Here is a 23,114-nt window from a genome sequence, read left to right on the forward strand (position 1 = left end):
GGGATCAGCCGCGCAGCTCCTCGGCCACGAGCTCGGCGATCTGCACCGCGTTCAGGGCCGCGCCCTTGCGCAGGTTGTCGTTGGAGAGGAACAGCGCGAGGCCGTTCTCCACCGTCTCGTCGGAGCGGATGCGGCCCACGTACGAGGCGTCCTTGCCCGCCGCCTGCAGGGGGGTCGGGATCTCCGAGAGCTCGACGCCCGGGGCGTCCTTCAGCAGCTCGTAGGCGCGCTCGACGCTGATCGGGTTCGCGAAACGGGCGTTGACCTGCAGGGAGTGGCCGGAGAAGACCGGCACGCGCACGCAGGTGCCGGAGACCTTGAGCTCCGGGATCTCCAGGATCTTGCGGGACTCGTTGCGGAGCTTCTGCTCCTCGTCGGTCTCGAAGGAGCCGTCGTCGACCAGGTTGCCCGCGAGCGGGACCACGTTGTAGGCGATCGGGCGCTTGTAGACGGCGGGCTCGGGGAAGTCCACCGCGCCACCGTCGAAGGTCAGCTGGTCGGCGGTCTCGGAGACCGCGCAGGCCTGGCCCTTGAGCTCGGCCACACCGGCCAGGCCCGAGCCGGAGACGGCCTGGTAGGTGGTGGCGACCAGCGCGGTCAGGCCGGCCTCGTCGTGCAGCGGGCGCAGCACCGGCATCGCGGCCATGGTGGTGCAGTTCGGGTTCGCGATGATGCCCTTGGGGCGGTTCTTGACCGCGTGCGGGTTGACCTCGGAGACCACGAGGGGGACCTCCGGGTGGCTGCGCCAGGCGGAGGAGTTGTCGATCACGACGGCGCCCTGGGAGGCGACCTTCTCGGCCAGCGCGCGGGAGGTCGCGCCGCCCGCGGAGAAGAGCACGATGTCCAGGCCCGCGTAGTCGGCCGTGGAGGCGTCCTCGATGGTGATCTCCTGGCCCTCCCATTCGAGGGTGGAGCCCGCGGAACGGGCCGAGGCGAACAGCCGCAGCTCGTCCACCGGGAACTTCCGCTCGGCGAGGATGCTGCGCATGACTCCGCCGACCTGTCCGGTGGCTCCGACGATTCCGACCCTCACGGTGACTCCTTTTGGTACGTACGACGCGGGCGCGCGTGGAGCCATCATGCGTTCGACCCCACGAGCCTTGTCCAATCCATTGTCCGAGGTACGGACGGTGTCCTGGATGTGAACCCCTGTGGCGAGTTCGTGGCGGGCGTGTTGCGGGGCCCCTGAACACCCGTTTTGCCTGGTCGGAGCCGGTTAACGTCCGGTCTGTCGTGACCGTTATCCGGACATGACCGACCGCAGAACGAACCACCGAATCGGGGAGATCCACCGTGCGCGCCATCCGCCACCGCCGCCGGTCCATACCGGCGCTCGCCGCCCTCGCGGCCGCCGTCGCCGCGCCCGTCCTGCTGACCGCCACGCCGGCGGCCGCCCACCCGCGCGAGGGCAGGCTGGCCAAGGAGCTGGTGGAGGAGGTCAGCGCCAAGGGCGCCTACCGCCACCTGAAGAAGTTCCAGCAGATCGCCGACGCCAACGGCGGCAACCGCGCCGCCGGTACGCCGGGCCACGCGGCCTCCGCCGCCTACGTGTACGACACGCTGAAGAAGGCCGGGTACCAGGTCTCGTACCAGGACTTCGACATCTACGAGGCGCACACCAGGACGGAGAGGACCACCGTCCTCGGCCAGGACTCCCGCGAGCTGGCCACCGCCGCCTTCACCTTCACCAAGTCCACCCCGGCCGGCGGCCTGGCCGCCCCGCTCGCCCTGGCCCGGGTCGACGAGACCCCCGGCTGCACCGCCGACGACTACCCGGCCGGTGCCTTCGCCGGGAAGATCGCGCTGGTCAAGCGGGGTGCGTGCACCTTCGTGGAGAAGCAGCGGGCCGCCGCCGCGGCCGGCGCGCTCGGCGTGATCGTCTACAACCACAGCGGAACCACCCCGGTGCGGGGCGGGTTCTCCTCGCCCGCCGAGGGCATCATCCCGAGCGCCGGCATCACGCTGGCCGACGGCGAGGCGCTGACCGCGGCCGCCGCGAAGGGCGAGGTGAGCGTGCGGCTGGAGCTGGACCAGGAGCACGTGAAGAAGACCACCCGCAACGTGATCGCCGAGACCCGCGGCGGCCGCTCCGACCGCGTGGTGACCGTGGGCGCCCACCTGGACTCGGTACCCGAGGGCCCGGGCGTCAACGACAACGGCTCCGGTTCGGCCGGGCTGCTGGAGGTGGCCCTGAAGCTCGCGGACGAGGGCGCCAACAAGAAGGGCAAGGGGCCCGCCAACAAGGTGCGCTTCGGCTGGTGGTCGGCGGAGGAGCTGGGCCTGCTGGGCTCGGAGCACTACGTCGCGCAGCTGTCCGAGAAGCAGAAGAAGGACATCGCGCTCTATCTGAACTTCGACATGATCGCCTCGCCGAATCCGGTGCAGTTCGTCTACGACGGCGACGACTCGGACAGGACGGGCGCGGGCGCGGGACCGGCGGGCTCGGCCGAGATCGAGGCGCTGATCAACGGGTTCCTCGACAAGAAGCGCAAGCCGCACGAGGGCAGTGACTTCGACGGCCGCTCCGACTACGGTCCGTTCATCGCGAACGGCATCCCGGCGGGCGGCACCTTCACCGGCGCCGAGGGCATCAAGACCGCCGAGCAGGCGGCGCGCTACGGCGGCACGGCCGGGGCCCCGTACGACCCGAACTACCACGGGGCGGGGGACAACCTGAAGAACCTGGACCTGGGCGTCTTCGACACCAACCTGGACGTGATCGCGCACGCGGTCGGCACCTACGCCGAGTCGCTGCGCTCGCTCGGCAAGCAGTAGGAGCGGAGGAACGACCCGGGGGAACGGCCCGAGGGGGCGGTGCTCGTCAGAGCGCCGCCCCCTCGGGTTTCCGTGCTGCGGGGTCCTACGGGAGGACCTTCTCGATCTGCACGCTGCCGGTGCCGGCGGCGGTGCCGCGGGCGTTGAGCAGCTGGACCTGGCCGAAGAACTGCCGGCCCTCGGGGGCCGGGCTGGTGACCAGGACGTTCGCCGAGACCTGCGCGGTGGCGCCGGTGGCGAGGTTCACCGCGGCGGCCTCGTCGACCTGGACGGAGCCCAGGGCGGCCGAGAAGAACACGTCACGGTAGTCGTACGTGGTGGAACCGGACGGGATCGCGTAGCCGATCACCTTGACGGTGTAGGTGCCCGCGGCCGGGTTCACCAGGCTCACGGCCTCCTCGGAGTCGCCGTCGGCGGCCGAGCCGACCTTGACGCCGTCCTTGTAGACCTCAAGGTCGAGGTCGGCGGCGGTGTCGGACACCTTGCCGATCGCGACGTCGAGGCGCGAGGTGCCCGCGGGCACCGCGATCTCGGTGGAGTGGGTCTCACCGGGCGCGATGGTCGGCTTGGCGACCTTCGCGGAACCGAGCGGACCGCCGACGAGCTTGCCGCCGGAGATGGCCGCGCCGGAGTTCTTGACGCTCCACTGGACCGGGGCGGGGGTGCCCTGCTTCACCTCGGGCAGGACCTTGACCGCGGGGTCGAAGGCCGCGCCGAGCACGGAGACGTCCAGCTTGAACGGATTGTCGAGCACCGGCGACGTACGACGGGCCTCGACCTCGATCTCCCAGACGCCCGGCGTCGGCTCGGGGTACGAGCGCACGTCGGGGCGGCAGGTGTTGGCCGGGTTGTCGTAGTTCGGGTAGCAGTTGGTCGTGGCCGTCGGGTCGACCGGCACGCCGTACGGGTGGATCGCGATGAAGCGCGTCTGGCTGCCCGCCGCGAGACCGCCGAGGGCGACCTCCAGGCTCTTGGCACCCGCCGGCACGGTCACGAAGTACGACTTGTGGCTGTTGCGCTGCACCGAGGAGCTCTGCGACAGGGCGAACGACGGCGCGGCCAGGGGGGCGGAAGCCACGACGGTCGTCAGGATCTGCTTGTCGATGCCCTCGGTGGTCTCGTCGTCCAGCTGCAGGATGCCGCTGTGGACGCCGGCCGACTTGGCGTTGGCCTCGACCTTGATGGTGACGGGCTTGTTCAGCGGCAGGGTGACGTAGTCGTAGCCGCCGATGACCTTGAAGGTGCCGTCGTTGTTGCGCCAGCTCAGGTTGTGCCGGGTGCCGTACTTGACGCCCGTGGTGCGGGTGACGACGACGTTGTAGACCTTCTTCTGGTTGACCTTGAGGCCACCCTCACGGTCGTACAGGCCGGTGCCGGAGCCCGGGGTCTTCAGGAACTGGTCGATCGCGGTGTCGACCGGCGCCTGGACGGTGAACTCGTTGGCCTTCGCGTCGCGCTGGAGGGACTCCCACGCGCCGGGGATGTCGATCAGACCCGAACCCTGCGCGTGCGCGGGGACGTTGTCGATCTTCTTGGCGGCGGTGGTGAGCGCGACCCGCAGGGAGGACGGCGTCAGCTTGATGTTGTGCTGCTTGGCGGCCGAGATCAGCAGCGCGCTCGCGCCCGCCGCCTGCGGCGAGGCCATCGAGGTGCCCTGGAGCATGCCGTAACCGGCCGGCAGGGTGTAGCCGGCCTCCTTCACCGGGGCGCCGGGCAGCCAGGTCTGGATGGTGTTGATGGCCGCGCCGGGGGCGCTGATGGTCGGCGTGAAGCCGCCGTCCTCACGCGGACCGCGCGAGGAGAAGGGGAACATGTTGTACTTCGTGCTCACACCGGAGCCGTAGTTGGCGGCCCAGGTCTCCTTGGAGACCGACGCGCCCACGGAGATGACCTTGTCCGCGAGGGCGGGGTCGCCGATGGTGTTGAGGCCGGGGCCCGAGTTGCCGGCCGAGATGACCAGCTGGACGCCGTAGGTGTCGATGAGGTTCTTGTAGAGCTCGGAGCGCGCGTTGTTGCCGTCGTTCAGCGCCGGCAGGCCGCCGATGGACATGTTGACGATGTCCACGCCGCGGTTGACGACGAGGTCGATCATGCCCTCGGTCAGCGCGATGTTGGTGCAGCCGCCGGACCAGGAGCAGGCGCGCGAGGAGACGAGCTTGGCGCCGGGCGCCTCGCCGTTCATCTTGCCGCCGAAGAGGCTGTTGGCGGCGGTGATGCCGGCGACGTGCGTGCCGTGCTCGGACTCGATGATGCCGACGTTGACGAAGTCGGCCTTCTTGCCGACCCAGTCGCCGCCCAGCGGGTCCATCGGGACGTCCTTGCGGATCTGGATCACGAACGGGATGCGCTCGGCGACGTCGGTCGCCGGGTTGTCCGTGCCGAAGTAGCCGATCTGGTAGCCGTCCTTGTACGGCTTCATCGGCTCGTTGTTCGTGAAGTCGCCGTCCTGGTCGGTGTCGACGCGGACGGTGCCGGCGGCGGCGTCGTAGAGCAGGCCGAACCGGTCGGTGGTGTCACCGTCGCGGTTGACGTCGCCCGCCATGTCACCGGTGGCGGTGATCGACTCGGTGAAGCGGCTCCACTGGAAGCTGCCCTCCGGGGCCTTCCAGCTCTGGCCGCCGGCGGTGAAGCTGCCGCCGCTGGAGGTGACCGGGGTGATCTGCGGGCGCCAGGTGGCGTCGTTGTCGGTGATCGGGTCGGTGGCCGTCACCCAGTCGACGATCTTGCGCTCGCCGGTGGTGGTCTTCTGCAGGGCCGGGTGGCCGAGGTCGATACCCGAGTCCATGATGCCGATGGTCACGCCGCGGCCGTCGGCCTGCGGGTTGTCCTCCACGAAGTCGACCGCACCGGTCTCGAAGGACGGGTTGTACGGGTTCTTCGCGGGGGTGTTCTTGTCCGGCGCCGCGTAGGTCTCGGCGGCGGTCTTCTTCACCGTGCCGGTCGCACGGTCGGCGTCGGGGCGCGGGTCCGGCAGCTGGATCTCGTGCCGCAGGTCGATGCCGTGCACCGAGGACAGCTTGGTGGCCGCCTTCAGGGCGGCCTCGGCCTTGCCGGTGGGCAGGGTGGCGCGCACGTAACCGAGGTTGTCGTACGTCTGGCCCACCGAGGCGCCCTGGACCGAGCCGAGCTGGTCCGCCACCTGCTTGGTCTGGCCGGGGGCGGTCGCGACCATGACGGTGACGTTCGCGTCACCCTTGGCCTTGGCCTGCTGCAGGAGCTCGGCGTCGGCCGAACCGAGCTTCTGGTCGGCGGACTTGACCGCGGGCGAGGTGCCCGGGGTGTCCGCGCCGGTCGCCGCGAAGACAGGCCCGGCGCCGGTGGCCGCGAGAGCGGCGACCAGACCGGCCGCCGCCGCGACGCGCGCGACGCGTCTGGCCCCGGGTATGGAGCTGGGGGATTCGAGGGTCATCAGCATCCCTGGTAAGTGAAAGATACGGTCCGGATTTCGGTGCCGGATGACCGGTCAGCTTGGCCTAAGCGACAGCTCTTTGGGGAGAGTTGTCATTGACCGAGACCTGTCATGGCGGACTCTCGCCAGTGCGAAGAATGCGCCAGCGCGGCCTTACCGGGGCACAGCGGTGCGAACCGTAGGGGCTGATCGGTCGATTTATCGACTTGGCGGCCCTACGTCGGCACCGGGACGCGATCGCGCCCCGGTGTAGGTGTGACAGATTTCGCGCGCTCAGCGCTCGCGCGTGCGCGCGTAATGTCGGGAGGCTTTCGCCCGGTTTCCGCAGGCGGCCATCGAGCACCAGCGCCGCGCGCCGTTGCGCGAGGTGTCGTGGAAGTGCAGGACGCACGTCTCGGAGGCGCACGTGCGGATCCGGTCGGGTGCGGTGCTCAGCAGTTCCAGGTAGTTCCGGGCGGCCGTCCAGGCAGGCCCCCAGCTCGGATCGTCGAACTCGGCGCGCTCGCCCGGCCCTTCGGCGGTCAGGGTGGCGCGGATGCGTCCGTGTTCCAGCACGGCGTCGATCAGGGCGCGGGCGCTCTCGTCGGACGGGTCCGCGACCGCGCGGGCCAGGGCCTCGCGGGCGGTCAGCAGGTGGACGAGGGTCGAGGCGTCGGCGCGGAAGCGGCCGGCCAGCCCGGTGGACTCCAGCCAGATCCGCAGCCCCTCGACGCGGCCGAGCCCGAAGGCGCCGGCGAACAGGTCGGTGAGTTCGCCCTCCCGCATCCACCGGGTGTTCAGCAGGTCGAGCGCGACCGGCTCCCCGGTCAGGGGTCGTGGGTCCGCCGCCGTCATTTCGTCTCCTCGAGCCTTGCTAACCCCTGAAGGGTACGTGACCGGTTGACAGTGGCGTGTCTAACCTTTAATTTCACTTTAGAAGGTTAGGAATGCACGAGGGCGCCGTGAAGTCCTCTGGGGAAGGAACCCGTCATGACGACTGCCATCAGCAAGCTCCGCACCGGGCACGTGGGCCTGAACGTCACCGATCTGGAGCGCTCGCTCGCCTTCTATCGGGGCGCGCTCGACTTCGAGGTGCTGGGCGAGGGCAAGGAGGAGGGCCGCCGCTTCGCCTTCCTCGGTCAGGACGGTGAGCTCGTCCTGACTCTCTGGCAGCAGGCCGAGGGCGCGTACGCGCCCACCGCGGCGGGTCTGCACCACCTGGCGTTCTCCGCCGGCGCCATCGAAGAGGTGCGGGAGTACGAGGCGCGGCTGCGTGACCTGGGCGTCGAGTTCGCCTACGAGGGCGTCGTCGCCCACAGGGAGGGCGCGGCCTCGGGCGGCATCTTCTTCCACGACCCCGACGGGACCCGCCTGGAGATCTCGGTCCCGACCGGCGCGGAAGGCGCACCCGCCCCCACCGAATCCGCCCCCACCTGCGGCTTCTTCTAGCCGCGGCTTCTTGCGACGGAGGTGCTTCTCATGTCCGGGGCATACCACTGGGGCGCGCTGGCCGTGCAGGAGCGGGTCGGCGTACGCGACCTCGCCGAGCACGTCGGCCGCTCGATCGGCACGGGCATCCGGGACGTCGCCGCGGCCTTCCTCGGGCTCCAGCCGCACCTGGTCGTCGGCGCCGCCGACGGCGCGGGGCGGATGTGGGCCACCCTGCTCACGGGCGCGCCCGGATTTGTACGGGCCACCGGGCCGGACCGGATCGCGGTCGCCGGCGGTCCACCGGCGGGCGACCCGCTCGCCGAGGCGCTGGCCACGGCCGGGACCCGGGTCGGGACCATCGCGCTCGACCCGCGCACCCGGCGCCGGATGCGGCTGAACGGGACCCTGGAGGTGACGCGGGGAGGCTTCGCCGTCGAGGCCGAGCAGGTCTTCGCCAACTGCCCGAAGTACCTGCAGAAGCGGCAGCCGCTGGAGCTCGCCCGGCAGGGGGCGGGCGTGGTGCGGCGCGGGGAGGCGCTGACCCCCGGCCAGCAGCGGACCGTGCGCGGCGCCGACACCTTCTTCATCGCCACCACGGCGGAGGCGGACGGGGCCGACGCCAGCCACCGCGGCGGGCTGCCGGGCTTCGTGGAAGTGCTCTCGCCGGTCGAGCTGGCCTGGCCGGACTACGCGGGCAACGCCATGTTCCTCACGCTCGGGAACCTGACGGCCGACCCGCGGGCCGGGCTGCTCTTCCCGGACTGGGAGAGCGGGGCGGTCCTTCAGCTCAGCGGCCGGGCCCGGACGGAGTTCGGGGCCGACGGAAGCCGCCGCACCCGCTTCCGGGTGGAGTCGGTGGTGGAGAGCGCGCATCCGGGGCGGCTGCTGTGGAGCACCCCGGAGTACTCGCCTCACCTGGGCAGTACCACCAGGTAGGCGGCGGGTTCCCGGTCGTCGGAGGCCGTCAGGGCGGTCCGGATGACCGCCGCCTGCTGCTCGGGCCAGTCGCGGAGCTTGCGCGGGGTGATGTAAATGACGGTCACCCCGAGCCGCTCCAGCGTCTCGCGCTTGCGCACGGACTCGGACCACTGCTCGTCCTCGCCCTGGCGCGGGGCGCGGGTGTCGATCTCCACGGCGACGGCCTGCTCGGGCCAGTACGCGTCGACCCCGCCGAGGTGCGGGCCGCCGGGCAGCCGCAGGTCGACGTTCCACACCGGGTCGGGGAGCTCGTAGCCGCGTACGACGCGGTACAGCCGGTCCTCGGCGAGGGCCCGCCCCTCCGCGAGCAGCGACTCGACGGCGTCGACCACGTGCGGCCGGTTCAGCAGCCGGGCCACCGTCAGCTCCCGTACCACGGCGGCCGGTTCGCAGTGCCTGCCCCGGACGGCCTCGCTCAGCAGGCGGCGTACGGTGCCGGCGTCGGAGAGCTGGGTGACGGCGTCGGCGACGGCCCGTGCGACGGGCGCCACCGGCAGTCCGGTCACCTCCTGGGACCTCGGCGGGGTGTGCGTCCGTACGATCCGCACGTCCCCGGTGGAGCGCAGCCGCCGGGTGCCGGGCACGAGGACGTCGATGTGCGAGAGGGCGAGCAGCGGGGGCGCGGAGCTGAACCGGTACAGGGCGAGCGCCGCCAGCCCGGTGATCATGGCCTCCCCGCCGCGCCGCCCCGCGTACAGCAGCGCCGCGTGCAGCCGCTCCTCGCTCGTCGCGGGACCCGGGTGGAGCAGGAACACCCCGGGCAGGATCTGCTGCCAGGGCCGCTCGGCCGCGTCGGAGGCGGTGACGCCGTGCTCGCGCAGCTGGGCGAGGGTCAGCACGCGGGGGCGGCTGCCGGTGAGGTGGGCGAGGGGGAGGGGTGCGTTGTGGTTCATGACGCGGTGATTCCCTCAGGCCACGGCCTCGCTAACCCCTGTTACACGCTCGTCGACAAATCCGGACAAGCTGGGGCTAAAGTACGGGCGTTCGACTGCCGATGGGCTGCGCCGGTGCGGGCTACCGCCGCGCCGTTGCCGGGGCTCCGCCCCAGACCCCGCGCCTCAAACGCCGGCGGGGCTGAACCTTTCAGCCCGTCCGGCGTTCGAGGACCGGGGTTCGGGGGCGGAGCCCCAGCAGCGGACCCGCGGCTAGTTGCCCGCCGCCGCGTCGCACCGCTGGGCGGCAAGGGCCCGGGCCAGGTCGTCGCGGGACTCCAGTACCAGGCGGCGCAGGGCCGGAGCCGCATCGGCGTGCGCGGCGAGCCACGCGTCGGTGGCCTCCAGCGTGACGGAGTCACTCTGCAGCGACGGGTACAGCCCCTTCACCACGTCCATCGCGATCTGGATCGACCGGTCCGCCCACACCCGTTCGATCACCTCGAAGTAGCGCCCCGCGTAGGCCGCCAGCAGGCCCCGCTGCGAGGACTGCTGCATGCCCGCGATCGTCGACTCCACCAGCGCGTTGGACAGCGCGTCCGATTCGACCACCGCCGCCCACGCCTGGTCCTTCACCGCCTGCGAGGGCCGCGCCGCCAGGCACCGCACCTGGTGCCGCTTGCCCGAGGCCGTGTCGTCGCGCGCCAGTTCGGCGGCGAGCGCGGCCTCGTCCACCGCCCCGTGCGCGGCCAGCGGCAGCAGGAAGTCCCAGCGCAGCTCCTGGTCCACGTCCAGACCGTCGATCCGCGCCGAGCCCTCCAGCAGCCCCAGCAGCAGCTGGAAGTCGCCCTCCGTCGCCGCGCTCGCCGCGAAGAAGCGGGCCCACGTCAGCTGGTGCTCCGACCCCGGCGCCGCGATGCGCAGCTCGTGCAGCGCGCCCGCCGCCAGCTCCCGGCCGCCCTGCTCGCGCCAGGCGGGCGCCGCGTAGTGGGTGACCGAGGTCAGGGCCTGCGCGTGCAGCATCTGCAGCACACCGACGTCCGTTTCCCGGCCCGCGTGCGCGAGGACCAGCGAGACGAAGTCGCGCGCCGGCATCAGGCCGTCACGCGTCAGGTTCCACAGCGCCGACCAGCTCAGCGCCCGCGCCAGCGGGTCCGTCAGGTCGCCGAGGTGGGCCCGCAGGGTCTCCAGGGAGCCCTCGTCGAAGCGGATCTTGCAGTAGGTGAGGTCCTCGTCGTTGACCAGGACCAGGTCGGGCCGCTCCGTGCCCGCGAGCTCCGTGACGACCGTCCGCGCGCCCGACACGTCCGCGTCGGCCCGCGCGTAGCGGACCAGCGTCCCGTCGGACTCCAGCCGGTACAGGCCCACGGCGACCCGGTGCGGGCGCAGCTCGTCGCCCTCCTGCACGACGGCCAGTTCCGTCACGCGGCCGCCCGCGTCGTAGGTGAGCACCGGGGTCAGCGCGTTCACCCCGGCGGTCTGCAGCCAGGCGCGCGACCAGGTCGCCATGTCCCGACCGGAGACCTCGGCGAGCACCGACAGCAGGTCGTCGAGGGTGGTGTTCCCGTAGGCGTTGGCCTTGAAGTAGCGCCGGGCGCCCTCCAGGAAGGCCTCCCGGCCCACGTAGGCGACCAGCTGCTTGAGCACCGAGGCGCCCTTGGCGTAGGTGATGCCGTCGAAGTTCAGCTTGGCGTCCTCCAGGTCACGGATGTCGGCCGTGATCGGGTGCGTGGACGGCAGCTGGTCGGCCCGGTAGGCCCATGACTTGCGGCGGTTGGCGAAGGTGATCCACGCCTGGTCGAAGCGGGTGGCCTCGACCAGCCCGAAGGAGCCCATGAAGTCGGCGAAGGACTCCTTCAGCCACAGGTCGTCCCACCACTTCATGGTGACCAGGTCGCCGAACCACATGTGCGCCATCTCGTGCAGGATGACGTTCCCGCGCGCCTCGTACGAGGCCTGCGTGACCTTGCCGCGGAAGATGTACTCCTCGCGGAAGGTCACCATCCCCGGGTTCTCCATCGCGCCCAGGTTGTACTCCGGCACGAAGGCCTGGTCGTACTTCCCGAAGGGGTAGGGGTAGTCGAAGATCTCGTGGAAGAGGTCGAAGCCCTGCTTGGTGATGAGGAAGATGTCATCCGCGTCGAAGTGCTTCGCCAGCCCCTTGCGGCACATCGCGCCCAGCGGGATGGTCAGGTCTCCGCGCGTGTAGGAGTCCGTCACGTAGTGGTAGGGACCCGCGACCACGCACGTGATGTACGTGGAGATCGGCGCGGTCTCCGCGAACCGCCAGACCCCCGCCTCACGGGACTCCTCCGCGCCGTTGCTCCACACCTGCCAGCCTTCGGGCGCCGTCACCTCGAAGCGGTAGGGGGCCTTCAGGTCGGGCTGCTCGAAGTTCGCGTACACCCGCCGCGCGTCGGCCGGCTCGTACTGGGTGTAGAGGTAGACCTCGCCGTCCTCCGGGTCCACGAAACGGTGCAGGCCCTCGCCGGTCCGGCTGTACGCGCAGTTCGCGTCCACCACGAGGACGTTCTCGGCGGCCAGGCCGTCGAGGGAGATCCGGGCGCCGTCGAAGACGGTGTCCACGTCCAGCGCGCGCCCGTTCAGGGTCACGGCGTTCACCGAGGGCGCGATCAGGTCCGCGAACGTGGAAGCGCCCTCACCCGCCGCCCGGAAGCGGATCGTCGTCACCGAGCGGAAGGTCCGCGGACCCTCGGCCGGTTCGGCCTCGTCCACCGCGGACCGGATGTCGAGGACCACCTCGTACCCGTCGACGGACAGCAGCTCGGCCCGCTCGCGGGCCTCGTCGCGGGACAGATTCTCTCCGGGCACGTGCACTCCTTCGTGCGTGATCGCGTTCTTGTGTCGAATCCTCGCACGAGGGAATGCGCGCCACCCGGGACTGGTTGGTGACGGGGAACGCGAGCCCCGTGATGCCCTTTTGCCACCCATGCCGAGACTGAGGAGAGACATGACCGACACCCAGGTGCGCGAGAAGACCCCGGTCGACTTCTGGTTCGACCCGCTCTGCCCTTGGGCCTGGATGACGTCCCGCTGGATGGTCGAGGTCGAGAAGGTCCGCGACGTCGAGGTCCGCTGGCACGTGATGAGCCTCGCGGTGCTCAACGAGAACAAGCTCGACGAGCTGCCCGAGACCTACCGCGAGCTGCTCGGCCCCAAGGGCTGGGCCCCGGTGCGCGTGGTGACAGCGGCCCAGCAGAAGCACGGTGAGGAAGTCACCGGCAAGCTCTACACGGCGCTCGGCACCCGCATCCACAATGACGAGAAGGGCCCGACGCGCGAGGTGATCGCCGAGGCGCTGGCCGAGGTCGGCCTGCCGGCCGAGCTGCTCGCGTACGCCGACTCGGACGAGTACGACGAGGTGCTGCGGGCCTCGCACAACGACGGGATAGACCGGGTGGGCCAGGAGGTCGGCACCCCGGTGATCTCCGTTCCGGGTGCCGAGGGCGATGTGGCCTTCTTCGGCCCGGTCGTGACCCCGACCCCGCGCGGCGACGCGGCCGCCCGGCTCTGGGACGGCACCCTGCTCGTCGCCTCGACCCCGGGCTTCTACGAGATCAAGCGCACCCGTACCAAGGGCCCGTCCTTCGAGTAGGCCCGGCCGTCGCACCACACGGAAGACCCCCGTGAGTCACGTCCTCACGGGGGTCTTCCGTTCGACACGCCCGCCGGTGAAGGCTGAGAAGACGATCACGAGCGGACGGGCTGGTGGCGCTGCGATCAGCCCTTGGCGGGGATCAGCAGCGGGGTGTTCGCCTTGGCGTCGGCGTAGCGCCTGGACACGTCCTGCCAGTTGACGACGTTCCACATCGCCTCGATGAAGTCCACCTTCTGGTTCTTGTACTGAAGGTAGAAGGCGTGCTCCCAGGCGTCGAAGACCAGGATCGGCGTGCTGGCGACGCCCACGTTGCCCTGGTGGTCGTAGACCTGCTCGACGACCAGGCGGCCGCTGACCGGCTCGTACGCGAGCACGCCCCAGCCGGAGCCCTGGGTGGCGGAGGACGCGAAGGTCAGCTGCTTCTTGAACTTCGGGAACGAGCCGAAGGACTCGGTGATCGCGTCGGCCAGGTCGCCCAGGCCGTCGGCCGCGGTGGGCTCGCCGCCGCCCTCGCCGGTCGTCGGGCTGGCCATGTTGTGCCAGTAGATGCTGTGCAGGATGTGGCCGGAGAGGTGGAACGCGAGGTTCTTCTCGAGGCCGTTGAGGGCGCCCCAGTTCTCCTTGTCGCGCGCCTCCGCCAGCTGCTCCAGCGTGTTGTTGGCGCCCGTGACGTAGGCCGCGTGGTGCTTGTCGTGGTGCAGCTCGATGATCTGCGGGTTGATCACCGGCTCCAGCGCCGCGTAGTCGTACGGAAGCTCAGGAAGCGTGTAGATGGCCATGCGTGTTATCCGGTCCCCTCGGCGTGCCAATCGCTTATTGCAATTAATGCGCAACTGCACGCTAGCAGCATCTATTCCTCCCCTCACGTAAGGGTTGCCTCTCTTGCCGGGACCTCCGGAACGCCGGAGGCCGGGCCCATGCGATCGCATGGGCCCGGCCTCTGACGTGCCGTCCGGTGCGGGTGTTACGCCGCGGCGCGCGCAGCCGCGGCCCGGCGCTGCATGACGTAGCCGGTCGCCGCGAGGGCGGCGGTCAGCCCGCCGGTGAAGACCACCTGGACCCGCGTGTCCTCGCCCAGGGCCATCAGCACCAGGACCCCGGCCACCCCGGCCAGCGCCACCCAGGTCAGATAGGGGAAGCCCCACATCTTCACGACCAGCTTCCCGGGGGCTTCGCGCTCCAGCCGGCGGCGCAGCACGAACTGCGAGACGGCGATGAAGCCCCAGACGATCAGGATGACCCCGCCCACCATGTTCAGCAGCCAGGCGAACAGGGTGTCCGGGTACCAGTAGGACAGCAGCACGGTGACGAAGCCGAAGCCGCAGGAGGCCAGCACCGCCCGGCGCGGCACCCCGCCGCCGGTTTTGCCCAGTGCCTTGGGGCCCTGGCCCCGGGAGACGAGGGAGTAGGCCATGCGCGAGGAGCCGTAGATGTTGGCGTTCATCGCGGACATCAGGGCGATCAGGATGACCACGTTCATGATCTCGCCGGCGGCCGGGATGCCCAGGCGGTCCAGGGTCGCAGCGTACGGGCCGTCCGCCGTGACGGCCGGGTCGTTCCACGGCAGGAGGGTGACGATGACCAGCATGGAGCCCACGTAGACGATCGCGATCCGCCACATGGTGGTCCGCACGGCCCTGGCCACGCCCCGGACCGGGTCCTCGGACTCGGCGGCCGCGATGGTCACGGTCTCCAGTCCGCCGTACGCGACGACGGAGGCCAGCAGTCCGACCAGCAGGCCGTCCACCCCATGGGGCAGGAGGCCGCCGTCGTGCAACAGGTTGGCGGAGCCGGGGGAGTCGGTGCCGGGCAGCAGGCCGAGCACGGCCAGCACGCCCAGGCCCAGGAAGAGCGCGATCGCGCCGATCTTGAGGGCGGCGAACCAGAACTCGAACTCGCCGAAGTTCGAGACGGCGGCGAGGTTGGAGCCGCAGAACACCGCCATGAAGACCAGCACCCACATCCAGGAGGGGGTGCCCGGGAACCAGCCGGTCATGATGTGCGCCGCGCCGATGGCCTCGATGGCCACGCCCACGCAGAGCAGCGTCCAGAACATCCAGCCGGCGGTGAATCCGGCCCAGGGGCCGATCGCCCGCTCGGCGTGCACGGAGAAGGAGCCCGAGGCGGGGTTGGCGGCGGACATCTCGCCGAGCATCCGCATCACGAACATCACCAGCAGCCCGGACGCGGCGTACGCGAGCACGATCGAGGGACCGGCGGCGGCGATGCCGGCGCCCGAGCCGACGAAGAGTCCGGCGCCGATGACACCGCCGAGGGCGATCATCGAGAGGTGGCGCTGCTTGAGTCCGTTGCCGAGGGGTGATCCGGCGCCGGTCTGCGGTGCTTCGGGGGGTGTGAGGGTGCTCTGGCTCATTTGCGCCAGTCTGCCGAGTGTCCGATCGCCGGACGTTCAGTGTCCGATATTCGGACGACAGCTTCACGGTTCGTGATCACCCCCGTACGCTCACGGCGACGGCGCAGCCACCGGATGCACCGGATGCGCAGCACCGGATACGGCGGATGTACGGGATCGAGGGGGCAGTCGATGGGCCGGACCGTGGCAGGACTTCGCAGCACCGGCCGGGGCGTACTCGTCACCGGCGCCTCCCGGGGGATCGGCCGGGCGATCGCGGCCGCCTTCGCCCGGCAGGGCGACCGGGTCGCCGTCCACTGCTCCGCCCGGCGGGCGGACGCGGAGGAGACCCTCGCCTCCCTGGAGGGGGAGGGTCACGTACTGGTCGCCGCGGACCTCGGGGACCCGGCCCGCGTCGAGGCCCTGGCGGCCGAGGCGGAGGAGGCGCTCGGCGGCGTGGACGTCCTGGTCAACAACGCCGCCGTCATGGTCGCCCACCCACTTCCGGACACCTCGTACGAGGGCTGGCAGGAGGCCTGGCGGCGGACCGCCGACGTGAACCTCTTCGGCGCCGCCAACCTGAGCTACTGCGTCGCACGCCGCATGATCGAAGCGGGACGCGAGGGACGCATCGTCAACATCGGCTCGCGCGGCGCCTTCCGGGGCGAACCCGACCACCCCGCCTACGGCGCGACCAAGGCCGCGGTCCACGCCCTGGGCCAGTCCCTCGCCGTCTCCCTCGCCCCGCACGGCATCGCCGTCGCCTCCGTCGCACCCGGCTTCGTCGCCACCGAGCGGGTCGCCGGCCGGCTGGAGGGGCCCGAGGGCGCCGGCATCCGGGCGCAGAGCCCCTTCGGCCGGGTCGCGGACCCGGACGAGATCGCCTCCGCCGTGCTCTACCTGGCCTCCCCCGAGGCGGTCTGGAGCTCGGGCACGGTCCTCGACGTCAACGGGGCCTCCTACCTGCGCACCTGAGAAGACCTGCGCACCTGAGCAGGGCGGACCCTCCGTGCCGCGGCACGGAGGGCCTCTTCCCCGGCTCCCCCGTCAGGCCCTGCGGGCCCTCAGCTCGCGGATCCCGGCCACCGCGAGGACCAGCGCCGCCGCACCCGAGGACCACAGCAGCTGGGGCCGCGCGGAATCGTCGAACAGCATCAGGACCAGCACCGCTGCCATCCCGAGCAGCGCGGCCCAGGTCGCGTACGGGAACAGCCACATCGGCAGGGTCAGCCGCTCGGGCATGTCCCGCTCGATCCGGCGGCGCAGCTTCAGCTGCGAGACGGCGATCAGCGCCCACACGAACAGCAGCACCGCGCCGACCGCGTTGAGCATGTACAGGAAGATCGTGTCCGGCCACAGCAGGTTCAGCACCACCGACACGAAGCCGAAGGCCACCGAGGCGAACACCGCCCGGCGCGGCACCCCGCCGCCCGAGACCTTCAGCAGCGCCTGCGGCGCCTCACGGCGCTCGGCCAGCGAGAACACCATGCGCGAGGACCCGTACAGATTCGCGTTCAGCGCCGACAGCAGGGCCACGAACACCACGATGTTCATGATCTGGCCGGCCGCCGGGATGCCGATCGAGTCGAGCACCGCGACGTAGGGGCTCTCGCCCGGCTTCAGCGAGTCCCACGGCAGCAGGGTCACGATGACGACCATCGAGCCGACGTAGAAGAAGAGGATGCGCCACACCGCGCTGCGCACCGCCCGGGACACCGACCGCGCCGGGTCGTCCGACTCGGCGGCGGCGATGGTGACGACCTCCAGGCCGCCGAAGGCGAAGATGACGGCGAGCATGCCCGCGACCACCCCGCCGAAGCCCTCGGGGAAGAAGCCGCCCTGGCCGGTGAGGTTGGCCATGCCGACCGGTTCGGTGTCCGGGAGCAGACCGAAGACCGCGAGGGTGCCGAGGATCAGGAAGAGCACGATCGCGCCGACCTTGAGCGCGGCGAACCAGAACTCGAACTCGCCGAAGTTCTTCACGGCGGTCAAGTTGCTCACGGTGAAGACCACCATGAAGAGCAGCACCCAGACCCACTGGTCGACCGAGGGCACCCAGCCGTTCGCGATCTTCGCCGCGCCGGTGGCCTCCACGGCCAGCACCACGACCAGCAGGAACCAGTACAGCCAGCCCGCCGAGAAGCCGGCCCAGCGCCCGAGCGCCCGCTCCGCGTAGACGGAGAACGAGCCCGAGGCGGGCATCGCGGCCGACATCTCGCCCAGCGCCCGCATCACCAGCATCGCGAGCACGCCCGCGAGCAGATAGGAGCAGATGATCGCGGGACCGGCGATGCCGATGCCGGCGCCGGAGCCGACGAAGAGCCCGGCGCCGATGACGCCGCCGAGGCCCAGCATGGTCAGGTGGCGCTGCTTGAGGCTGTGGCTGAGGGGTTCCGCGGGCAGGTCGTCCGCGGAGGGAGGTGCTTCTTCCAGGCGCTCACGCATGAAGGGTGCTCGTACTCTCGTTCGGGCCCAGTGGCGGTGGGAGCCCCGCGTCAGAATTGGCGGGATCCTACAGTCTCGCTGAGCGGCGGTCTTTCGTGCAAAACGGACGTGCTGTCCGATGTTCCTCGTGATGAGGATCACGCCGACCCGGGTGTGGGGCATTGGGTTTGTGAAATCCCCACCAAAGCGGGGAGTGCGGCTTTGTCCCGGGCGGCGGTGGGGCGGTGACGGAGCGCGCACTAGCGTCGGTGATCGTCCTGCCACCCCCACCCCGTGGAGCCTCCCGATGAGCACTGCCTCCGTCTCCCTCCGGCCCGGCGCCGTCCTCGCCGATCTGCTGCCCGCGAGCCGTGTCCGCGACATCGCGCTCGTCGTCGGCGGCGCCGCGCTCACCGGGCTGGCCGCCCAGATCGCGGTTCCCGTTCCCGGCTCCCCGGTCCCCGTCACCGGCCAGACCTTCGCCGCGCTGCTCGTCGGTACCGCGTTCGGTGCCCGCCGCGGCTTCCTCGCGCTGGCGCTGTACGCCCTCGTGGGCATGGCCGGCGTGCCGTGGTTCGCGGGCGGGACCTCCGGCGCGGGCGGCGCTTCCTTCGGCTACGTGCTCGGCATGCTGCTCGCCGCCACCGTCGTCGGCGCCCTCGCGCGGCGCGGCGGCGACCGCTCGGTCCTGCGTACGGCCGGCCTGATGGTGCTGGGCTCGGCCGTGATCTACGCGGTGGGCGTGCCGTACCTGATGGCCGCCACCGGGATGTCCCTCGGCGTGGCCGTCGCGAAGGGCATGGTCCCCTTCCTGATCGGCGACGCCCTCAAGGCCGCGCTGGCCATGGGCGCCCTGCCGGCCGCCTGGAAGCTGGCCGGCCGCCGCGGCTGAACACCCCCCGATACGCACCGGAGCCCGGCCCGCCTTCCGAAGGCGGGCCGGGCTCCGGCGTACGTGCACGTGGGGTCAGCCCTGCAGGGCCCGCTTGCGGCGGAGGTCCAGGACCACACCTACGAGCACGACGAGGCCGGCGACGAGGGTGGACAGGGTGACGACCTCGCGGTTGGCGTCGTCCACGAACATGTAGCCGATCACGAACGTGATCAGGGCGGCGGTGGCCCAGGTCAGCCACGGGAAGAGCCACATCTTCACGGTCAGCTTCTCCGGGGCCTCGCGGACCAGGATCCCGCGCATCCTCAGCTGGGTGAAGCAGATCACCAGCCAGACGAAGAGCGCGATGGCACCCGAGGAGTTGAGGAGGAAGTTGAAGACCGTGTCCTTGAAGGCGTAGTTGAAGTAGACGGCGATGAAGCCGAAGACCGTGGAGCCCAGGATCGCGGCGACCGGCACACCGTTCTTGTTGACCTTGGCGAACGCCTTGGGGGCGTCGCCGCGCTCACCGAGCGAGAAGGCCATGCGGGAGGCGGTGTAGAGGCCCGAGTTCAGGCAGGACAGCACGGCGGTCAGGACGATGACCTCCATGATCGTGCCGGCGTGCGCGATGCCGATCGAGTCCAGGGCGGCGACGTACGAGCCCTTCTCGGTGATCGACTTGTCGTTCCACGGGAGCAGGGTCAGCACGATGAAGATCGAGCCGAGGTAGAAGACGCCGATCCGCCAGATGACGGAGTTGGTGGCCCGGGTGACCGCCTTGCGGGGGTTCTCCGACTCGCCGGCCGCCAGGGTGACGATCTCGCTGCCCATGAAGGAGAAGACGACCATCAGCACACCGGTCAGGACGGCGCCGTAGCCGTTGGGGAAGAACCCGCCGGCGTCGGTGAGGTGCGCGAAGCCCGCGCCCGGGTTGTCCGAGCCCGGCAGCACGCCGAAGACGGCCAGCATGCCGACGATCACGAATGCGCCGATAGCGACGACCTTGATGCCCGCGAACCAGAACTCGAACTCACCGTAGGAGGCGACCGAGCCGAGGTTGGTGGCGGTCAGCACCGCCATCACGATCAGCGCCCAGGCCCACTGCGGGACGGCCGGGATCCAGCCCTCCAGGATGGCGGCACCGGCTGTGGCCTCCACCGCGAGCACGACGACCCAGAAGAACCAGTAGAGCCAGCCGATGGAGAAGCCCGCCCAGCGGCCGAGCGCGCGGTCGGCGTAGGCCGAGAAGGAGCCCGAGTTCGGGCTGGCGGCGGCCATCTCGCCCAGCATCCGCATCACGAAGACCACCATCGCGCCGACCAGCGCGTAGGAGATCAGGATGGCGGGGCCGGCCTTGGCGATGCCGCCACCGGAGCCGACGAAGAGGCCGGCGCCGATGACGCCGCCGATGGCGATCATGGACAGGTGGCGGTTCTTGAGACCGGCCTTCAGACCGTCGGAGGGCTGGCCGTCACCGGGGTTCCCGGTGGGGCCGCCTTCCTTCTGAAGGGTCGTCGTGGAGCTCATGGACGGATCCTTAGGTTCTCGGGTTGCGAGCCCCGGCATTCAAACCTGAGATGAACGCAGGACGGAAGACCTCAGTCCGGATCGTTGCCTTGGTGTGAACGTCCAGGAGGCGGGCCCGCCCTGTCCCATCTGCGTTTTTTGGGTTTACTTGAGCTTTAGAAGTGACTTACGCGACACCCACTGCGGGCTGTCGGGCCTCCTCGTGCCACACTCGTCCCATGCGCGTGTACCTCGGATCCGACCATGCCGGCTTTGAGCTCAAGAACCACCTGGTGGACTGGCTCAAGAACAACGGCCACGAGCCCGTCGACTGTGGGCCCCACATCTACGACGCGGTGGACGACTACCCGCCGTTCTGCCTCCGCGCCGCGGAGAAGACCGCCGCCGACGCCGGCAGCCTCGGCATCGTGATCGGCGGCTCCGGCAACGGCGAGCAGATCGCCGCGAACAAGGTCAAGGGCGTCCGCGCCATCCTGGCCTGGAGCGTCCAGACCGCCCAGCTCGGCCGTGAGCACAACAACGCCAACGTCATCTCCGTCGGCGGCCGGATGCACACGCAGGACGAGGCCGTCAGCTTCATCGAGGCCTTCCTCGCGACCCCGTACTCCGACGAGGAGCGCCACACCCGCCGCATCGACATGCTCTCCGCGTACGAGACCACCGGCGAGCTCCCCCCGATCCCGGCCCACCACCCGCAGGGCTGATCCCGTTTCCGGCCGTGCCGCCCCTGCCCGGGGGCGGCACGGCCGGTTTCTCTTTCCGAGGAGCTCCGCCGTGCCCGAGGGGCATACGATCCACCGACTCGCCCAGGACCACGCCGAGCGGTTCGCGGGCCGGCCGGTCCGCGTCAGCAGCCCCCAGGGCCGCTTCGCGCAGAGCGCGGCCGTGCTCGACGGGCGCGAACTGGACGGCGCCGAGGCGCACGGCAAGCACCTCTTCCTGGAACTCGGCGACGCCTGGATCCACATCCACCTCGGCCTGTTCGGCAAACTCGGCTTCGGCCCCGCCCCGGCCCCGCCCGCCACGGACACGGTCCGGCTGCGCCTGCTGAACGAGAACCACTACGCCGACCTGCGCGGCCCCACCGCCTGCGCACTGATCGGCGAGGGCGAGAAGAAGGCGATACACGACCGGCTCGGCCCGGACCCGCTGCGCCCCGACGACGACCCCGACCGGGCCTGGGCCCGCATCTCCCGCTCCCGCACCACCGTCGCCGCCCTGCTCATGGACCAGAAGGTCGTCGCGGGCATCGGCAACGTCTACCGCGCCGAGGTCCTCTTCCGGCACGGCATCGACCCGTACCGCCTGGGCCGGGACCTCACCCGCGGCGAGTGGGACGCCATGTGGGCCGACCTGGCCGCCCTGATGCGCGAGGGCGTGCGCAACAACCGCATCGACACCGTCCGCGACGAGCACCTGCCCGAGGCCATGGGCCGGCCGCCGCGCGTCGACGACCACGGCGGCGAGGTGTACGTCTACCGGCGGGCGAACATGCCCTGCCACATCTGCGGCGGCGAGATCCGCACCGCCGACCTCGCCGCCCGCAACCTCTTCTGGTGCCCCGGCTGCCAGTCCCGCTGACCCGGTCGCCGCGTTGCGGCGCCGCGTTGCGGCGCCGCGTCTCTAGAACCCGTGCGGCAGCCAGGGCGCCACGTCCCCGGCGAAGGCGCGCGAGGCCCGTGTCAGCGCCCCCGGGCGCAGCTCGCGCACCAGCCCGGCCCCGGCCAGGGAGGCGAGCGTGATCCCGCCCAGGTACGCCGATCCCAGCTCCCGGACCGACAGCTCCAGGTCCGCCGGCTCCGCGGTCCGCGTACAGCGCGCGGCGCCCCCGTCGTCCACGACCAGCCGCCACCGCCCCTCGTTCCAGGGACAGAACGCGTCCTGGACCTCCAGGACCACGTCCACCGGCGCCCCGTACCTGCGCGCCTCCAGCGCCGCCGGCAGGTCCACCAGCCGTACGTGCAGCGAGTCCCGCGTCCGCGGCCGCGACCTCCGTACGTCGCTGACCAGGTGCAGCACCGGGTCGTCCACCGGCCGCCGCTGCGCCCGTACCGTCCAGGTCAGGTCGATGGAGAACAGGTAGCGCCACAGCGCCGCGCACGCCGCCGGGTCCAGTGCGTCGAGATCGCGCACCTCGACCTTGCCGTCCGAACCCGTCGGGTCCCAGTCGGGCCTGACCCGGTAACGGGCGTACCCCACCACCTCACCGTCCTCCCGCTCGGCGACCACGCACTTCAGCGGCGACCCGCCGCCGCGCATCGAATCCGGGTCCAGCAGCGACAGCCGCTCCCAGCCCGGCTGCCGCGCCGGCATGCCCGGCCGGGTGGGGACCAGCGCCGCGTAGACCCGCTCGCAGTCGGCCAGCGCCCGCCGCGGGTCCACGAGGCGCAGCCGCACGCTGTCCGTGCCCGGCGGCACGGACAGCCGTACGCGGGTCGTGTCGATGTCCACCGCCAGGGTGTACGACGCCGTGCCGTAGCCGAAGCGCCCGTAGATCGCCGGATCCGAGGCCGTCAGCACCGCGAGCGGTTCGTCACCCGCCCGGATGTCGTCGAGCTGGCGCCGCATCAAGGAGGTGAGCACCCCGCGCCGGCGGTGGGTGGGGGAGACCCCCACCATCGTGACGCCGGCCGCCGGGACGACCGCCCCGCCCGGCACGGAGAGCCGGAAGGTGTACGCGCCGGCCGCACCGACGCAGGTGTCTGCGTCCCAGACGCCCAGCGAACGGTCGGCCTCCGTCAGCGACCTGTAGAGCTCGCGCTCCTCGGGGGATTCGGGCACACCCCCGAACGCCAGTTCCAGATGGTCGTACCAGACATCCCACTCATCAGCCTTCAATACGCGCATCTCCAGAGTCATGTGGCCATCCCTAG

At 71.0% G+C, this 23,114-nt stretch carries 18 protein-coding genes; 8 read left to right on the top strand and 10 right to left on the bottom strand.

What is annotated here, in order from left to right; all coding sequences use genetic code 11:
* Positions 1-4: 4 nt before the first annotated feature.
* On the bottom strand, positions 5-1,033 hold the full coding sequence (locus ACZ573_RS22660) for an aspartate-semialdehyde dehydrogenase (protein ID WP_471306938.1): 1,029 nt from the start codon (positions 1,031-1,033) through the stop codon (positions 5-7).
* A 260-nt stretch (positions 1,034-1,293) separates the two neighbouring features.
* Between ACZ573_RS22660 and ACZ573_RS22665 the strand changes: the two genes are divergently transcribed.
* Positions 1,294-2,775, top strand: coding sequence for a M28 family metallopeptidase (locus ACZ573_RS22665; protein ID WP_471306940.1), 1,482 nt, complete (start codon positions 1,294-1,296; stop codon positions 2,773-2,775).
* 85 nt (positions 2,776-2,860) lie between these two features.
* On the opposite strand, the gene ACZ573_RS22670 is transcribed toward ACZ573_RS22665, so the two are convergent.
* Positions 2,861-6,184, bottom strand: coding sequence for a S8 family serine peptidase (locus ACZ573_RS22670; protein WP_471306942.1), 3,324 nt, complete (start codon positions 6,182-6,184; stop codon positions 2,861-2,863).
* Between the two features lie 273 nt (positions 6,185-6,457).
* A complete protein-coding gene (locus ACZ573_RS22675; RefSeq protein ID WP_471306945.1) occupies positions 6,458-7,018 on the bottom strand; it encodes a CGNR zinc finger domain-containing protein in 561 nt (186 codons plus the stop codon).
* 135 nt (positions 7,019-7,153) lie between these two features.
* On the opposite strand from ACZ573_RS22675, the gene ACZ573_RS22680 reads away from it, so the two are divergent.
* On the top strand, positions 7,154-7,612 hold the full coding sequence (locus tag ACZ573_RS22680; protein WP_351149683.1) for a VOC family protein: 459 nt from the start codon (positions 7,154-7,156) through the stop codon (positions 7,610-7,612).
* Between the two features lie 30 nt (positions 7,613-7,642).
* Entirely contained in the window at positions 7,643-8,530 is an 888-nt protein-coding gene (locus tag ACZ573_RS22685; protein ID WP_471306947.1) for a pyridoxamine 5'-phosphate oxidase family protein, read from the top strand.
* Here the strand turns inward: ACZ573_RS22685 and ACZ573_RS22690 are convergent.
* Together ACZ573_RS22690 and pepN are read right to left on the bottom strand one after the other, a co-directional pair.
* Positions 8,506-9,465 carry a hypothetical protein gene (locus ACZ573_RS22690; RefSeq protein WP_471306949.1) on the bottom strand — a complete coding sequence of 320 codons (960 nt, stop codon included), beginning with the start codon at positions 9,463-9,465 and terminating at the stop codon, positions 8,506-8,508. The genes ACZ573_RS22685 and ACZ573_RS22690 overlap by 25 nt on opposite strands.
* A gap of 252 nt (positions 9,466-9,717) precedes the next feature.
* Positions 9,718-12,276 (bottom strand): aminopeptidase N, encoded by a 2,559-nt coding sequence (gene pepN, locus ACZ573_RS22695; RefSeq protein ID WP_471306951.1) that lies wholly within the window; start codon positions 12,274-12,276, stop codon positions 9,718-9,720.
* Positions 12,277-12,415: 139 nt separating this feature from the next.
* On the opposite strand from pepN, the gene ACZ573_RS22700 reads away from it, so the two are divergent.
* On the top strand, positions 12,416-13,060 hold the full coding sequence (locus ACZ573_RS22700; protein WP_189736978.1) for a mycothiol-dependent nitroreductase Rv2466c family protein: 645 nt from the start codon (positions 12,416-12,418) through the stop codon (positions 13,058-13,060).
* 125 nt (positions 13,061-13,185) lie between these two features.
* Here the strand turns inward: ACZ573_RS22700 and ACZ573_RS22705 are convergent, their stop codons facing one another.
* Entirely contained in the window at positions 13,186-13,842 is a 657-nt protein-coding gene (locus ACZ573_RS22705) for a superoxide dismutase (protein WP_471306953.1), read from the bottom strand.
* 185 nt (positions 13,843-14,027) lie between these two features.
* Positions 14,028-15,437, bottom strand: a complete 1,410-nt coding sequence (locus tag ACZ573_RS22710) for an amino acid permease (protein WP_471306955.1) — start codon at positions 15,435-15,437, stop codon at positions 14,028-14,030.
* A 171-nt stretch (positions 15,438-15,608) separates the two neighbouring features.
* Here ACZ573_RS22710 and ACZ573_RS22715 point away from each other — a divergent pair, with 171 nt between their 5' ends.
* Complete coding sequence (locus tag ACZ573_RS22715) at positions 15,609-16,391, top strand: SDR family NAD(P)-dependent oxidoreductase (protein WP_471307153.1); 783 nt, start codon at positions 15,609-15,611, stop codon at positions 16,389-16,391.
* Between the two features lie 72 nt (positions 16,392-16,463).
* Here ACZ573_RS22715 and ACZ573_RS22720 read toward each other — a convergent pair whose 3' ends face one another.
* Entirely contained in the window at positions 16,464-17,861 is a 1,398-nt protein-coding gene (locus ACZ573_RS22720; protein ID WP_471306957.1) for an amino acid permease, read from the bottom strand.
* A gap of 286 nt (positions 17,862-18,147) precedes the next feature.
* Between ACZ573_RS22720 and ACZ573_RS22725 the strand changes: the two genes are divergently transcribed.
* Positions 18,148-18,732, top strand: a complete 585-nt coding sequence (locus ACZ573_RS22725; RefSeq protein WP_471306960.1) for a biotin transporter BioY — start codon at positions 18,148-18,150, stop codon at positions 18,730-18,732.
* A gap of 75 nt (positions 18,733-18,807) precedes the next feature.
* Here ACZ573_RS22725 and ACZ573_RS22730 read toward each other — a convergent pair whose 3' ends face one another.
* The gene (locus ACZ573_RS22730; RefSeq protein WP_471306962.1) at positions 18,808-20,241 is read right to left on the bottom strand and encodes an amino acid permease; all 1,434 of its coding nucleotides are present in this window, start codon (positions 20,239-20,241) and stop codon (positions 18,808-18,810) included.
* Positions 20,242-20,459: 218 nt separating this feature from the next.
* Between ACZ573_RS22730 and ACZ573_RS22735 the strand changes: the two genes are divergently transcribed.
* Positions 20,460-20,945, top strand: coding sequence for a ribose-5-phosphate isomerase (locus ACZ573_RS22735; RefSeq protein ID WP_030010996.1), 486 nt, complete (start codon positions 20,460-20,462; stop codon positions 20,943-20,945).
* 70 nt (positions 20,946-21,015) lie between these two features.
* Positions 21,016-21,822, top strand: coding sequence for an Fpg/Nei family DNA glycosylase (locus tag ACZ573_RS22740; protein WP_471306965.1), 807 nt, complete (start codon positions 21,016-21,018; stop codon positions 21,820-21,822).
* Between the two features lie 42 nt (positions 21,823-21,864).
* Here the strand turns inward: ACZ573_RS22740 and ACZ573_RS22745 are convergent, their stop codons facing one another.
* Positions 21,865-23,100 carry a GNAT family N-acetyltransferase gene (locus ACZ573_RS22745; RefSeq protein ID WP_471306967.1) on the bottom strand — a complete coding sequence of 412 codons (1,236 nt, stop codon included), beginning with the start codon at positions 23,098-23,100 and terminating at the stop codon, positions 21,865-21,867.
* Positions 23,101-23,114 lie beyond the last annotated feature (14 nt).

The organism is Streptomyces sp. NPDC040545, from assembly GCF_055595065.1.

What these genes read in the sequence shown, in the direction of transcription:
- ACZ573_RS22725 (WP_471306960.1), top strand. Translation starts at nt 18,148, where the DNA reads ATGAGCACTGCCTCCGTCTCCCTCCGGCCCGGCGCCGTCCTCGCCGAT.
- ACZ573_RS22745 (WP_471306967.1), bottom strand. Translation starts at nt 23,100, where the DNA reads ATGACTCTGGAGATGCGCGTATTGAAGGCTGATGAGTGGGATGTCTGG.
- ACZ573_RS22690 (WP_471306949.1), bottom strand. Translation starts at nt 9,465, where the DNA reads ATGAACCACAACGCACCCCTCCCCCTCGCCCACCTCACCGGCAGCCGC.
- ACZ573_RS22685 (WP_471306947.1), top strand. Translation starts at nt 7,643, where the DNA reads ATGTCCGGGGCATACCACTGGGGCGCGCTGGCCGTGCAGGAGCGGGTC.
- ACZ573_RS22700 (WP_189736978.1), top strand. Translation starts at nt 12,416, where the DNA reads ATGACCGACACCCAGGTGCGCGAGAAGACCCCGGTCGACTTCTGGTTC.
- ACZ573_RS22715 (WP_471307153.1), top strand. Translation starts at nt 15,609, where the DNA reads ATGGGCCGGACCGTGGCAGGACTTCGCAGCACCGGCCGGGGCGTACTC.
- ACZ573_RS22680 (WP_351149683.1), top strand. Translation starts at nt 7,154, where the DNA reads ATGACGACTGCCATCAGCAAGCTCCGCACCGGGCACGTGGGCCTGAAC.
- ACZ573_RS22720 (WP_471306957.1), bottom strand. Translation starts at nt 17,861, where the DNA reads ATGCGTGAGCGCCTGGAAGAAGCACCTCCCTCCGCGGACGACCTGCCC.
- ACZ573_RS22710 (WP_471306955.1), bottom strand. Translation starts at nt 15,437, where the DNA reads ATGAGCCAGAGCACCCTCACACCCCCCGAAGCACCGCAGACCGGCGCC.
- ACZ573_RS22735 (WP_030010996.1), top strand. Translation starts at nt 20,460, where the DNA reads ATGCGCGTGTACCTCGGATCCGACCATGCCGGCTTTGAGCTCAAGAAC.
- ACZ573_RS22670 (WP_471306942.1), bottom strand. Translation starts at nt 6,184, where the DNA reads ATGACCCTCGAATCCCCCAGCTCCATACCCGGGGCCAGACGCGTCGCG.
- ACZ573_RS22705 (WP_471306953.1), bottom strand. Translation starts at nt 13,842, where the DNA reads ATGGCCATCTACACGCTTCCTGAGCTTCCGTACGACTACGCGGCGCTG.
- ACZ573_RS22730 (WP_471306962.1), bottom strand. Translation starts at nt 20,241, where the DNA reads ATGAGCTCCACGACGACCCTTCAGAAGGAAGGCGGCCCCACCGGGAAC.
- ACZ573_RS22675 (WP_471306945.1), bottom strand. Translation starts at nt 7,018, where the DNA reads ATGACGGCGGCGGACCCACGACCCCTGACCGGGGAGCCGGTCGCGCTC.